This is a genomic window from Streptomyces sp. NPDC005648 (assembly GCF_040605395.1).
Classification (GTDB): domain Bacteria; phylum Actinomycetota; class Actinomycetes; order Streptomycetales; family Streptomycetaceae; genus Streptomyces.
Genome location: NZ_JBEXCS010000160.1, coordinates 1 through 12305, shown reverse-complemented (window position 1 = coordinate 12305; position 12305 = coordinate 1). Strand labels below are relative to the sequence as shown.

The window sequence follows — 12305 nt, the reverse complement described above, 5'->3', positions numbered from 1 at the left end:
AGCCGCACCTCGTACGACACCCTGCTCGTCGAGCGGCGCGCGGACCGTGCCGTCGACGTCGCGGGTGGTGTCGCGGCGGGCGCCCCGAGGGGGCGTACGCCTTCCGGCTAGCGGTTGACGGAGCGCATCCCGGCCTCGTCGTACCGCTCCCCCGAGGCCTGGGGCAGCTCGGCGTCGATGCGGGCCAGGTCGTCCTTGCTCAGGGTGATGTCGGCCGCGCCGGCGTTCTGCTCCAGGTAGGTGCGGCGCTTGGTGCCGGGGATCGGGACCAGGTCCTCGCCCTGGGCGAGCACCCAGGCGATGGCGAGCTGGGCCGGGGTCACGTCCTTCTCGGCCGCGATCTCCTTGACCTTCACGGCCAGCCGCTGGTTGGCCTCGATGTTGGCGTCCTGGAAGCGCGGGTTCTGGCGGCGCCAGTCGTTCGCGTCGAGGTCCTCGGGCGAGGTGAACCGGCCGGCGAGGAAGCCGCGGCCGAGCGGTGAGTACGGCACGAAGCCGATGCCCAGTTCCCGGCAGGCGGGCAGCACCTCGGCCTCGACGTCCCGGGACCACAGGGAGTACTCGCTCTGCACGGCGGTGACGGGGTGCACCGCGTGGGCGCGGCGGATGGTCTCCGCGCTCGCCTCGCTGAGCCCGATGTGGCGCACCTTGCCCTCGGCGACCAGTTCGGCGAGGGCGCCGACGGTCTCCTCGATGGGCACGTTCGGGTCGACACGGTGCTGGTAGTAGAGGTCGATGTGGTCGGTACCGAGGCGCTCCAGGGAACCGTGGACCGAGCTGCGGACGTGCTCGGCCGAGCCGTCCTGCGGGCCGACGGTGCTGATGTCGCCGGGTACGGCGTTGTCCATCCGGTAGTTGAACTTCGTCGCGAGCACGTACTCGTCGCGGTGTCCCCGGATCGCCTCGCCCAGGAGCGACTCATTGGTGAGCGGCCCGTACATCTGTGCGGTGTCGAGGAAGTTCATGCCGAGCTCGAGGGCGCGCCGGATGGTCGCGATGCCCTCTTCCTGGTCGGTGGATCCGTAGAAGGCGGACATCCCCATGCACCCCAGGCCGATGGCCGATACCTGGAGGTCTCGCAGACTGCGCTTCTGCATGTCGTATTCCAGCCTTTCCTGCAACTCGTTCGTCGTTCGGGAGGCACGGGTCCCTCACCCATCTGACGGCGGAAACCGTCGCCCGGCATCCCGCCGTGCGGGCCGTGGGCACGGGTCTCGTACGCCGCACCGTCTGTGACGCTACGGCTTGGAGCGCACTCGAACGCAAGTCTGCGCCCGCAGCGGACCGGACGGGTGAAATCTGACCCGGCGTCAGCTCCACGGGGCATGGATGAGGGGGCCCGGCACCCTTCGTCGCCGGGCCGATGACACGACGTGCCGGAGGCGAGCGATGAACGAACGGGTGGAGCAGGACGACACCCCTATCCACAAGGTCCCGGTCCTGATCGTCGGCGGTTCCCTGGTCGGTCTGTCGACGTCGGTGTTCCTGGGGCGGCTGGGGGTGAGGCACACGCTGGTCGAGCGGCACGCCGGCACCTCGATCCACCCCCGCGGCCGGGGCAACAACGTACGGACGATGGAACTGTTCCGGGTGGCCGGTGTCGAGCCGGCCATCCATCGGGCCGCGGAGACCCTGTCCGGCAACCACGGCATCCTGCAGACGCCCACCCTGGTGGGCGACGCGGGCGAGTGGCTGTTCCGGGAGATGGACCCGGGCGGCGGGCTGGCCCGGTTCAGTCCCAGCGGGTGGTGTCTGTGCAGCCAGAACGATCTGGAGCCGGTCCTGCTCGACCACGCCGTACGGCTCGGCGGCGATCTGCGTTTCGCCAGCGAGCTGATGTCCTTCGACACCGACCCGACCGGCGTGACCGCCTTCGTCAAGAACCGGGAGACGGGCGAGCACACCACCGTCCGCGCGGACTACCTCGTCGCCGCCGACGGTCCCCGCAGCCCGATCCGTGAGCAGCTCGGCATCGGCCAGAGCGGGCCCGGGGACCTGTTCCACAACGTCAGCATCACCTTCCGCTCCCGCCGGCTGGCCGATGTCGTGGGCGATCGCCGGTTCATCGTCTGCTACCTGACCAGCCCCGACGCCGACGGCGCGCTGCTGCCCGTGGACAACGTGGAGCACTGGGTCTTCCACGCGCCCTGGCACCCGGAAAACGGGGAGACGCTGGAGGAGTTCACCGACGAGCGGTGCGTCGACCACATCCGCCGTGCCGTCGGCGTGAGCGACCTCGACGTGGAGATCACCGGCCGGGCCCCGTGGCACGCCGCCCAGCGGGTCGCGCGCAGCTACCGGTCCGGACGGGTCTTCCTGGCCGGTGACTCGGCCCACGAGATGTCCCCCACCGGGGCGTTCGGGTCGAACACCGGCATCCAGGACGCGCACAACCTCGCGTGGAAGCTGGCGGCGGTTCTCGGCGGCTGGGCGGGAGAGGGGCTCCTGGACTCCTACGACGCCGAGCGGCGCCCGGTCGCGGAGGCGACCAGCGCCCGTGCCGCCGCCCGGTCGGCGGAGCACAGCCACCCCGGTTTCGCCCCGCCGCCCGGCGCCGGCGGAGGCGGCGGGCCGCAGCGCGGCATCCTCAACGTGGCTCTCGGCTACCGCTATCCGCGCGGTGCCGTGGTCGGCGCCGACTCCATGGCCCCGGTCGTCCCGGAGGGCCTCGACCTCAGCGGTGAGCCCGGCAGCCGGGCCCCGCATCTGTGGGTGCGGCACGAGGGCGAGCGGATTTCCACCCTCGATCTGTACGAGCGGTCCCTGGTGCTGCTCAGCGACGCGGACGGCGCGGGTGACTGGCACGAGGCGGCCGGCCGTCTCTCCGTACGGATGTCCGTGCCGGTCTCGTCGTACCGCGTGGGCAGCGGGCCCGACGCGGAGCTGGTGGCCGAGGACGGCGTGGACTGGTCGCAGCGTCATGGCGTGGAGCGCGGCGGTGCCGTGCTCGTGCGGCCGGACGGGTTCGTCGCGTGGCGGTCGGCGGGTCCGGTCCCGGACGCCGAGTCGACGCTGCGTCATGTCCTGGCGACGGTGACGGCGCTGACCTGATGTCAGGTGCCGCGAGGCCCCTCCCGGCCCCGCGGCACCCTCGGTCGGCCCAGCCCGTTCACCCGCGTGATCGTCTTGAGTGGTGGCGGCGCGACATCCCGCTGACGGTGGTTCACGTCGGGGCCGGGTCACTAAAGCTGACGAGACGCCAGCTGCCCAGGCCACGACGGAAGGAAAATCCCCTATGCGCTCTGCTCGCATGGTCCTGGCCACCGCGGCGGCCTCCGCCGTCCTGGCGATCTCCGCACCCGGCGCGTACGCCGCCGACGGCGGCTGGAACTCGGACGACTCCTCCCAAAGCACTGAGCACAGCACGGAGCACGGCAAGGAGCACGGCAAGGACAGCAGTCACGACGGTCCGCACGGCGGCATGCACACGGGTGGCGGGGCGCTGACCGCCGTTCGCCAGGACGGCTCGGACAACGCCCGCGACCCCAAGTTCGACCCGAACACCTACAAGGACCACGGCAGCGGCTCGTCGAGCAGCAGCGACTCCAGCGGGTGGAGCGGCGACCACGACAAGGGGTCCTCGAGCTCCAGCAACTCGGACGGCTGGAGCGGTGACCACGACAAGGGCTCGTCCAGCTCCAGCAGCTCCGACGGCTGGAGCGGCGAGCACGACAAGCCGCACGGCGGTATGCACACCGGTGGCGGAGCGCTCGCCATGCCGACGGTGACCGCGGGCGGACTGGCCGTCCTGGCCGTCGCCGGAACCGGTCTGTACGCGGCGCGTCGCAGGAAGACCGCCGGAAGCGTGGCCTAGCCATGCCGGACGCGATAGAGCAGCCGTGGCCGCCACCCGTCGTCGCACGGTGGCGGCCCGGCCCGCGTCGCGCCCCTCCCGTCCGCTCGACCGCCGTGCCCGAGTGAGGTGCTCTTCCGATGGCAGTTCCTTCCCCTCCCCCGTCCGGCGGCGCACCGGCCTCCGCCGAGCAGGGCTCCCGCACGAGCTCCGTCATGATCTGGGCCGCGGGCGCGCTGCTGCTGGCCGTCACGCTGATCGCGGGACATGGCACGACGCCCGACGACCCCCGCGCGCCGCACGCCGGCCAGGCCGCCCCGTCGGCCGCGGCGCCCGCGGCGCCGGCGGCGCCCGTCGAGGCGTCCCCCACGACGAGCTCCGCGGGACCGCATCTCCCCTGGTCGAAGCCGGTGCGACTGCGCATCCCCAAGATCGGGGTGGACGCGCCCTTCACCGACCTCGCCCTCGGCCCGACCGGACAGCTCCAGCCGCCCCCGGCCGCCGACACCAACCTCGTGGGCTGGTACGCGAAGGGGGCCGCCCCCGGCCAGGCCGGCACCGCGATCATCGCCGGGCACGTCGACACCAAGACGTCCGCCGCCGTCTTCGCCGGCCTCAACGAGCTGCGCAAGGGGGACGTCTTCTCCGTGGAGCGCGCGGACGGCCGTACCGCCTCCTTCCAGGTCGACAGCGCGGAGACCTTCGCCAAGGACGCCTTCCCCAGTGAGCGGGTCTACGGCGACACCGACCAGGCGCAGGTCAGGCTGATCACCTGCGCGGGCGACTACGACCGTACGGTGCGCGACTACACGGACAACCTGGTGGTCTTCGCCCACCTGGTGTGAGGCCGCTGTCACCCACCCAGTGCACGCAAGTCGCGCGCCGCACAGGACGGGCACAGGATCGAGGAACGCCGACGTCGCTCCCCCGCGGCCGACGTCCGCCGTCCACCCGGGCCGTCAAGGCCCCGCCCGAGAAGGAGAAGTGCCCAGGATGACCACCACGTCCGAACGTGCCCAGGGCCGGCCGACCCCCCAGACGGCGCCCCGTGTGTCCCAGTCCGTGTTCGACGGCTCCCGGCTGCGGGTCGTGCTGCTCGTGGATGTCTACGACGGCGCCCAGCAGCAGTTCCTGCAGGCGTACGAGCAGCTCTGCCACCAGGTCGCCTCCGTGCCCGGGCATGTCAGCGACCAGCTGTGCCAGTCCATCGAGAACCCCTCGCAGTGGCTGATCACCAGTGAGTGGGAGAGCGCCCCGCCGTTCCTCGCCTGGGTCAACAGCGAGGAGCATGTGCGGATGGTGGAGCCCCTGCACAGCTGTGTCCGCGACACCCGCTCGCTGCGTTTCCACGTCGTCCGCGAGACCGGCGGCCCGGCTTCCGACAACGATGTCAAGCGTCGGCTGCAGAGCTCGCCCCGCATCGGCGACGGTGTGATCCGGCACGCGCTCACCTTCACCGTGAAACCCGGCAGCGAGAAGACGGTCGCCAAGATCCTCGCCGACTACGCCTCCCCCGAGCCGAGGGTCGACGACACCACCCGGCTGTGCCGCACCTCGCTGTTCATGCACGGCAACCGGGTCGTGCGGGCCATCGAGGTCCGCGGCGACCTGCTCGCCGCACTGCGGCACGTCGCCCGCCAGCCCGAGGTCCGTGCCGTCGAGGAGCTCATCAACCCCCATCTGGAGCAGCACCGGGACCTCGACGACCCCGAGTCGGCCCGGATGTTCTTCACCCGTGCGGCCCTGCCCGCCGTGCACCATGTCACGGCGCAGCAGGAGGATGTGCAGGCCGAGCGGCACGCCCTGTACTACCCGGCCAGGCCCGGCGAGGGCATGCGGCTGGCCGAGCTGCTCGCCCGGCACGACGAGGCCGCGGCCGGGGACCCGCACAGCACCGTCCTGCGCAGCACGATCTTCCAGCGCGACGACGTCGTGGTCCGGTTGATCGATGTGCGGGGCGCGCTCGACACCGCCGCCCCCGCGCCGTTCCTCGGCCTGACCGAGCCCGGTCTGGTCGCCGAGCTGACCACCTTCCCGGACGGCGATCTCACACGGGTGCTCGAAGCCGCCCGTATGGACTTCGTCACCGACCGCCGTTCGCCCGACGCCTGATCGCCGGCCCGCGACGGCCACGCCCCCCACCTGCCCGTGCAGCGCATGATCGGAGCAATGTCGTGACTACATCCCGGCCCAGAATCGTGGCCCTGAGCGAGATCGAGCCCAACACCCGCCGCGGCGGCGATCTGCGCGCCCTGCTCTCCCCCGCCACGGTCGGCTCCACCAGCGGTTTCATGGGTGTGGCCATCGTGCAGCCCGGCGACCGCATCGGTGAGCACTACCACCCGTACTCCGAGGAGTTCGTGTACGTGCTGTGCGGGCAGCTGGAAGTGGATCTGGACGGCGAGCCGCATCCGCTGCAGCCCGAGCAGGGCCTGATGATCCCCGCCCATATGCGCCACCGCTTCCGCAACGTCGGCAAGGTCGAGGCGCGGATCGTCTTCCACCTCGGGCCGCTGGCCCCGACACCGCCGCTCGGACATGTGGACACCGAGGAGACGGACGCCGCGCCGGTGGCGGGCCGAGAACAGGTCGCCTCATGAGCCGGCGTGTGGCGGTCACCGGCATAGGCGTCGTCGCCCCGGGCGGCATAGGTGTACCGGCGTTCTGGAACCTGCTGTCGGAGGGCCGGACCGCGACCCGGGGCATCACCTTCTTCGACCCGGCCGGACTGCGCTCCCGGATCGCCGCCGAGTGCGACTTCGACCCCGCGGCGCACGGACTGGACGCGGAGCAGATCGCGCGCAGCGACCGCTACATCCAGTTCGCGATGGTCGCCGGGGACGAAGCGGTCCGGGACTCCGGCCTCGACCTCGGCCGCGAGGACCCCTGGCGGGTCGGTGTCTGCCTGGGCACCGCGGTCGGCGGCACCACCCGCCTGGAGCACGACTACGTCCTCGTCAGCCACCGCGGTGAGCGCTGGGACGTGGACCACCGGGAGGCCGAACCCCATCTGCACCGTGCCTTCGCGCCCAGCACGCTGGCCGCGGCGGTGGCCGAACGGTTCGGGGCGTGCGGGCCGGTACAGACCGTCTCCACGGGCTGCACCTCGGGTCTGGACGCGGTCGGCTACGCCTTCCACACGATCGAGGAGGGCCGGGCCGATGTGTGCATAGCCGGCGCGTCGGACTCACCGATCTCCCCGATCACCATGGCCTGCTTCGACGCGATCAAGGCCACCTCCCCCAACAACGACGACCCGGCCCACGCCTCCCGCCCCTTCGACGCCGACCGCAACGGCTTCGTCATGGGCGAGGGCGGTGCCGTACTGGTCCTGGAGGACCTCGAGCACGCGCGGGCCCGCGGCGCCCACGTGTACTGCGAGCTCAGCGGCTACGCCACCTTCGGCAACGCCTACCACATGACTGGTCTGACCTGCGAAGGCCTGGAGATGGCCCGCGCCATCGAACATGCCCTCGACCACGCCCGTCTCGACCCGACGGCGATCGACTACGTCAACGCGCACGGGTCGGGCACCCAGCAGAACGACCGGCACGAGACCGCCGCCGTCAAACGGGCCCTGGGCGCGCACGCCTACGACACGCCCATGAGCTCCATCAAGTCCATGGTGGGCCACTCCCTGGGCGCGATCGGCGCGATCGAGGTCGCCGCCTGTGTGCTGGCCCTGGCCCACCAGGTCGTACCGCCCACCGCGAACTACGAGACCCCGGACCCCGAGTGCGATCTGGACTACGTCCCGCGCACGGCCCGCGAGCGCCGCCTGGACAGCGTGCTCTCCGTCGGCAGCGGGTTCGGCGGCTTCCAGTCCGCGGTGGTCCTGTCCCGGCCGAGGGAGCAGACACGATGAGCGAACCCCTTCCACGACGTGTCGCCGTCACCGGAATCGGCGTGGTCGCGCCCAACGGGAACGGCACCGACGCCTTCTGGAAGTCCACCGAGGCGGGCATCAGCGTCCTCGACCGGGTCACCCGCGAGGGCTGTGAGCACCTGCCGCTGCGGGTGGCGGGCGAGGTCCGCGACTTCGAGGCCGACTCGGCCGTCGAGGAGCGGTACCTCGTCCAGACCGACCGCTTCACGCACTTCGCGCTCGCGGCCGCCGACCGGGCGCTGGACGACGCCGGGCTCGGCCGCGCCGACACCGAGGCCGCGCCGTTCTCGATCGGCGTGGTCACCGCGGCCGGTTCGGGTGGCGGTGAGTTCGGGCAGCGGGAGCTGCAGCAGCTGTGGGGCAAGGGCAGCCGCTTCGTCGGCCCGTACCAGTCCATCGCCTGGTTCTACGCCGCCAGTACCGGCCAGATCTCCATCCGCCGCGGGTTCAAGGGCCCGTGCGGTGTGGTCGCCTCCGACGAGGCGGGCGGCCTGGACGCCCTCGCGCACGCGGCACGCGCGGTGCGCCGCGGCACCGACGCGGTGGTGGCCGGCTCCACCGAGGCACCGCTCGCCCCGTACTCGATGGTGTGCCAGCTCGGCTATCCGGAGCTGAGCACCGAGGCCGACCCGGCGCGTGCCTACCGTCCGTTCACCACGGCGGCCTGCGGTTTCGTGCCCGCCGAGGGCGGCGCGATGCTGGTGGTGGAGGACGAGCGGTCGGCGCGGGAGCGTGGCGTCGAGGTACGGGCGTGGCTCGCCGGGCATGCGGCGACGTTCACCGGGGCCGGCCGCTGGGAGCAGTCCCGGGACGGACTCGCGCACGCCATCCGCGGTGCGCTGGCCGAGGCCGACTGCGCCCCGGAGGAGATCGACGTGGTCTTCGCCGACGCCCTCGGGGTGCTGGAGGCGGACCGCGCCGAGGCCCTGGCGATCGCGGACGCGCTGGGCAGGCACGGCCGACGGGTCCCGGTCACGGCGCCGAAGACCGGGATCGGCCGCGGCTACGGCGCCGCACCCGTCCTGGACGTCGCGGCGGCGGTGCTCGCGATGGGGCACGGCGTGATCCCGCCCACCCCGAACGTCTTCGACATCTGCCATGACCTCGACCTCGTGGTCGGCCGCGCCCGCGCCGCCGAGCCGCGTACGGCACTGGTCCTCAGCCGAGGGCTCATGGGGTCGAACTCGGCGCTGGTGCTGCGGCACGGCGCCACACAAGTCCGGTGACGAACCGTCAAGGAGCAAGGGAGAACAACCGTATGAGTGAGAGCATCACGGTGGAAGAGCTCGCCGAACTGATGAAGAAGGCCGCCGGTGTCACCGTCGCGCCCGAGCAGCTCCAGCAGAAGTACGACTCCGGCTTCGACACCCTCGGCGTCGACTCGCTGGGTCTGCTGGGCATCGTAGGAGAGCTGGAGAACCGGTACGGCACGCCGATGCCGCCGGACGCCGAGCGCAGCAAGACGCCTCGGATCTTCCTCGACCAGGTCAACAGCGCTCTGATGGCGGGGGCGTGACATGAGCGGGCACACCGAGAACGAGATCACCATCGCCGCTCCGGTCGACCTGGTGTGGGACATCACCAACGACGTGGCCGGCTGGCCGCGGCTGTTCAGCGAGTACGCCTCGGCCGAGATCCTCTCCCGGGAGGGCGACAAGGTCACCTTCCGGCTGACGATGCACCCCGACGAGAACGGCACGGTGTGGAGCTGGGTCTCGGAGCGGGAGACGGACCGCGAGGCGCTCACCGTCAGGGCGCGCCGGGTCGAGACGGGCCCCTTCGACCACATGAACATCCTGTGGCGCTACGAGGAGGTCCCCCAGGGCACGCGGATGATCTGGACGCAGGACTTCGCGATGAAGCCCGAGGCGCCGGTCGACGACGACTGGATGACCGACAACATCAACCGCAACTCCAAGGTCCAGCTGGCCCTGATCCGGGACCGGATCGAGAAGGCCGCCGCCGAGCGGGGCCTCACGCCCGGCCTGACCGACTGAGCCGGACGGAGGACATCCCATGCACCAGGCGTTGATCGTCGCCCGGATGGCACCGGGCTCGGCCCCGGACATCGCCAAGATCTTCGACGAGTCCGACCGGGGAGAGCTGCCGCACCTCGTCGGGGTCGTCCGGCGCAGTCTGTTCCAGTTCGGCGACGTGTACATGCATCTCATCGAGTCCGAGCGCGAGCCCGGACCCGCGATCGCCAAGATCACCGACCACCCGGAGTTCCGGGGCGTCAGCGAGCGTCTCGCGTCGTACGTCAGCGCGTACGACCCCGAGACCTGGCGTTCCCCGAAGGACGCCATGGCGCAGCGCTTCTATCTCTGGGAGCGCGACCCGGCCGGCTGACGAAGCACCGCACCGGTCGCCGGACCCGCAGCGTCGGGGGTCCGGCGACCGGTGCGTCGCGGGTGGGTTCAGCCGGGGACGTGGCAGTCGAAGGCGTGCAGGTAGGGGTTGACGGGGCTGATGTCGTCGATGACCAGGCCCGCGGCGGTCAGCCGGCTGACCATGCTGTCGGTGGTGTGCTTCGCGCCGCCGACGTTGAGCAACAGCAACAGGTCCATGGCGGTGCTGAAGCGCATGGAGGGGGTGTCGTCGACGAGGTTCTCGATGACCACGACCCGGGTTCCGGGGCCGCCCGCCTCACGGACGTTGCGCAGGGTGCGGGCGGTGCTCTCGTCGTCCCATTCCAGGATGTTCTTGATGACGTAGACGTCCGCCCGCACCGGGACGGCCTCCCGGCAGTCGCCGCCCACGATGTCCACCCGGTCCGCGAGGGCGCCGCCCGGCCGCAGCCGCGCGTCGGCGTTGCGCACCACACGCGGCAGGTCGAGCAGGGTGCCGTGCATCGACGGGTACTTCTCCAGCAGGCTCGCCACGACGTGCCCCTGGCCTCCCCCGATGTCCGCCACCGAGGTGCTGCCGGTGAGGTCGAGGAGATCGGCGACGTCCCTGGCCGACTGGACGCTGGAGGTGGTCATGGCGCGGTTGAAGACGTCCGCCGATTCGGGGGCGTCCTCGTTGAGGTAGTGGAAGAACTCCTTGCCGTACAGGTCCTGGACGACGTTGCGGCCACTGCGCACGGCCTCGTCGAGCTTCGGCCAGGCGTCCCAGGTCCACGGTTCGGTGCACCACATCGCGATGGCGCGCAGGCTGTGCGGGTCGTCCTCGCGCAGCAGCCGGGACAGGTCGGTGTGTGCGATGGTCCCGTCCGCCTGCTCGGTGAAGACGCCGTAGCAGGACAGCGCCCGCAGCAGCCGCAGCAGCGGCTTGGGTTCGGTCTTCACCGCGGCGGCGAGGTCCTGCACGGTCATGGGGCTGTCACCGAGGGCGTCGGCGACCTTGAGCCGGGCCGCCGCGCGCAGGGCGGCGGCGCAGGCCGCCCCGAAGACGAGTTCTCTCAGCCGCATGGACGGCGGGGTGGTGGTCGGTGCGGTCGTCATGTGCCGCCTCCCTTCCTGGAGTTGGGTGATGTGGTCGGTCAGCACAGGCCCGCGGGCCTGGACGCCTTGCAGGTGTTGCCGGCGAAGGTGTTGTCCTTGCCGGGGTCGGTGTTGACGAGGTCGGCCGGGGCGTTGCCCTCCAGCCGGTTGTCGCTGATCCGGTTCCGGTCGCTGGTGACGCCCACGAAGCTCCTGAACAGGACGATGCCGCCGGACAGCGGGGAGTCGCCGACGTTGCCGGTGATGGTGTTCCGGGTGATCAGCGTGTCCTCGGCGCCGGTCAGGACGATGCCGGAGCCCTGGATGGCGGGCAGCCGGTCGGTCTTGGGACAGGACTTGTTGTTGCGCACGATGCGGTTGTCACGCACGGTGAGATCGCCGGCCTTGGGCGTGTTCTCGTCGCCGACGACGAACACCGCGGCGCAGTTGCCGGTGAGGTGGTTGCCGGCGACCGTGAGGTCCCGCAGCCGGCGGACGGTGATGCCGATCCGGTTGCCTTCGAGCCGGTTGTGCGCGACCAGCGTGCCCTGGGTGTCGGTGGCGCCTGCCTCGGCCTTGATGGTGTTGGCGAAGAAGAGGCCCGCGTCGCCGTTGTCCCGGGCGGTGTTGCCGCGGATGACACCGCGCACCGATCGCTCCTGGGCGATGCCCCACACGCCGTTCTTCACGGCGGTCACGTTCTGCACGGTCATCCCGTCGGTGGCCATGCCGAAGACGCCGGTGCGGGTGAAGCCGGTCACCGTCAGGGAGGCCACGGTGACGCCCTCGACGTTCTTGTCCTTGGTGCCGATCACACAGATGCCGTTGCCGTTGTCGGCGCAGCTGTCCGCGGCCTTCGTCAGGGCGGGTTCGACGACCGTGCCGGGGCCCATGCCCCGCAGGGTGAGGTGCGGGGTGGTCACCTTCACGCTCTCGCGGTAGGTGCCGGATGTCACCAGCACGGTGTCCCCGGGCCGGGCGGCGTCGACCGCCTTCTGGATGGATTGCCCGGGGAAGACCAGATGGGTCCGGGGCGCGGAGCGGGGCGGGGCGGCTCCCAGCCCCGCGACGAGGATCGCTGCGGTGCACGCCAGATACGCGATGCGGCAGCAGGCCTAGGGGCTGTCGCGACAGGCCCTGGGGGTGGCCCAGGGGCTGTCGTGGAGGGCCTGGTCGGTTGCTCAGTGTCCGAGTGGGGCCA

13 protein-coding genes are annotated in these 12305 nt (G+C 71.5%); 10 read left to right on the top strand and 3 right to left on the bottom strand.

The genetic code is table 11. From position 1 onward, the window contains the following. Positions 1–107: 107 nt before the first annotated feature. Positions 108–1097 carry an aldo/keto reductase gene (locus ABZT17_RS43835; protein WP_356357775.1) on the bottom strand — a complete coding sequence of 330 codons (990 nt, stop codon included), beginning with the start codon at positions 1095–1097 and terminating at the stop codon, positions 108–110. Between the two features lie 292 nt (positions 1098–1389). Here ABZT17_RS43835 and ABZT17_RS43830 point away from each other — a divergent pair, with 292 nt between their 5' ends. From ABZT17_RS43830 to ABZT17_RS43785, 10 genes are all read left to right on the top strand, one after another. Next, the gene (locus ABZT17_RS43830; RefSeq protein WP_356357774.1) at positions 1390–3051 is read left to right on the top strand and encodes an FAD-dependent monooxygenase; all 1662 of its coding nucleotides are present in this window, start codon (positions 1390–1392) and stop codon (positions 3049–3051) included. A gap of 184 nt (positions 3052–3235) precedes the next feature. After that, a complete protein-coding gene (locus tag ABZT17_RS43825) occupies positions 3236–3814 on the top strand; it encodes a hypothetical protein (RefSeq protein ID WP_356357773.1) in 579 nt (192 codons plus the stop codon). Positions 3815–4008: 194 nt separating this feature from the next. After that, positions 4009–4638: a class F sortase gene (locus ABZT17_RS43820; RefSeq protein WP_356357777.1), complete on the top strand. Its 630-nt coding sequence runs from the start codon at positions 4009–4011 to the stop codon at positions 4636–4638. Between the two features lie 148 nt (positions 4639–4786). Beyond that, a complete protein-coding gene (locus ABZT17_RS43815; RefSeq protein ID WP_356357772.1) occupies positions 4787–5905 on the top strand; it encodes a SchA/CurD-like domain-containing protein in 1119 nt (372 codons plus the stop codon). 62 nt (positions 5906–5967) lie between these two features. Further along, positions 5968–6393 (top strand): cupin domain-containing protein, encoded by a 426-nt coding sequence (locus ABZT17_RS43810; protein WP_356357771.1) that lies wholly within the window; start codon positions 5968–5970, stop codon positions 6391–6393. Continuing rightward, the gene (locus ABZT17_RS43805) at positions 6390–7658 is read left to right on the top strand and encodes a beta-ketoacyl-[acyl-carrier-protein] synthase family protein (protein ID WP_356357770.1); all 1269 of its coding nucleotides are present in this window, start codon (positions 6390–6392) and stop codon (positions 7656–7658) included. The genes ABZT17_RS43810 and ABZT17_RS43805 overlap by 4 nt, the downstream gene beginning before the upstream one ends. Further along, entirely contained in the window at positions 7655–8905 is a 1251-nt protein-coding gene (locus ABZT17_RS43800) for a ketosynthase chain-length factor (protein ID WP_356357769.1), read from the top strand. Before ABZT17_RS43805 ends, ABZT17_RS43800 begins: the two co-directional genes overlap by 4 nt. A 32-nt stretch (positions 8906–8937) precedes the next feature. Continuing rightward, positions 8938–9195, top strand: a complete 258-nt coding sequence (locus tag ABZT17_RS43795) for an acyl carrier protein (RefSeq protein WP_356357768.1) — start codon at positions 8938–8940, stop codon at positions 9193–9195. A 1-nt stretch (position 9196) separates the two neighbouring features. Further along, complete coding sequence (locus ABZT17_RS43790) at positions 9197–9676, top strand: SRPBCC family protein (protein ID WP_356357767.1); 480 nt, start codon at positions 9197–9199, stop codon at positions 9674–9676. Positions 9677–9695: 19 nt separating this feature from the next. Continuing rightward, the gene (locus ABZT17_RS43785) at positions 9696–10028 is read left to right on the top strand and encodes a TcmI family type II polyketide cyclase (protein ID WP_356357766.1); all 333 of its coding nucleotides are present in this window, start codon (positions 9696–9698) and stop codon (positions 10026–10028) included. Between the two features lie 68 nt (positions 10029–10096). Here ABZT17_RS43785 and ABZT17_RS43780 read toward each other — a convergent pair whose 3' ends face one another. Then, entirely contained in the window at positions 10097–11125 is a 1029-nt protein-coding gene (locus ABZT17_RS43780; protein WP_356357765.1) for a methyltransferase, read from the bottom strand. Positions 11126–11163: 38 nt separating this feature from the next. Then, positions 11164–12198: a right-handed parallel beta-helix repeat-containing protein gene (locus tag ABZT17_RS43775; RefSeq protein WP_356357776.1), complete on the bottom strand. Its 1035-nt coding sequence runs from the start codon at positions 12196–12198 to the stop codon at positions 11164–11166. Between the last annotated feature and the right edge of the window lie 107 nt (positions 12199–12305).

Coding starts and splice junctions, on each gene's coding strand:
- ABZT17_RS43785 (WP_356357766.1), top strand. CDS start 9,696: ATGCACCAGGCGTTGATCGTCGCCCGGATGGCACCGGGCTCGGCCCCG.
- ABZT17_RS43815 (WP_356357772.1), top strand. CDS start 4,787: ATGACCACCACGTCCGAACGTGCCCAGGGCCGGCCGACCCCCCAGACG.
- ABZT17_RS43825 (WP_356357773.1), top strand. CDS start 3,236: ATGCGCTCTGCTCGCATGGTCCTGGCCACCGCGGCGGCCTCCGCCGTC.
- ABZT17_RS43780 (WP_356357765.1), bottom strand. CDS start 11,125: ATGACGACCGCACCGACCACCACCCCGCCGTCCATGCGGCTGAGAGAA.
- ABZT17_RS43790 (WP_356357767.1), top strand. CDS start 9,197: ATGAGCGGGCACACCGAGAACGAGATCACCATCGCCGCTCCGGTCGAC.
- ABZT17_RS43795 (WP_356357768.1), top strand. CDS start 8,938: ATGAGTGAGAGCATCACGGTGGAAGAGCTCGCCGAACTGATGAAGAAG.
- ABZT17_RS43800 (WP_356357769.1), top strand. CDS start 7,655: ATGAGCGAACCCCTTCCACGACGTGTCGCCGTCACCGGAATCGGCGTG.
- ABZT17_RS43820 (WP_356357777.1), top strand. CDS start 4,009: ATGATCTGGGCCGCGGGCGCGCTGCTGCTGGCCGTCACGCTGATCGCG.
- ABZT17_RS43805 (WP_356357770.1), top strand. CDS start 6,390: ATGAGCCGGCGTGTGGCGGTCACCGGCATAGGCGTCGTCGCCCCGGGC.
- ABZT17_RS43835 (WP_356357775.1), bottom strand. CDS start 1,097: ATGCAGAAGCGCAGTCTGCGAGACCTCCAGGTATCGGCCATCGGCCTG.
- ABZT17_RS43830 (WP_356357774.1), top strand. CDS start 1,390: ATGAACGAACGGGTGGAGCAGGACGACACCCCTATCCACAAGGTCCCG.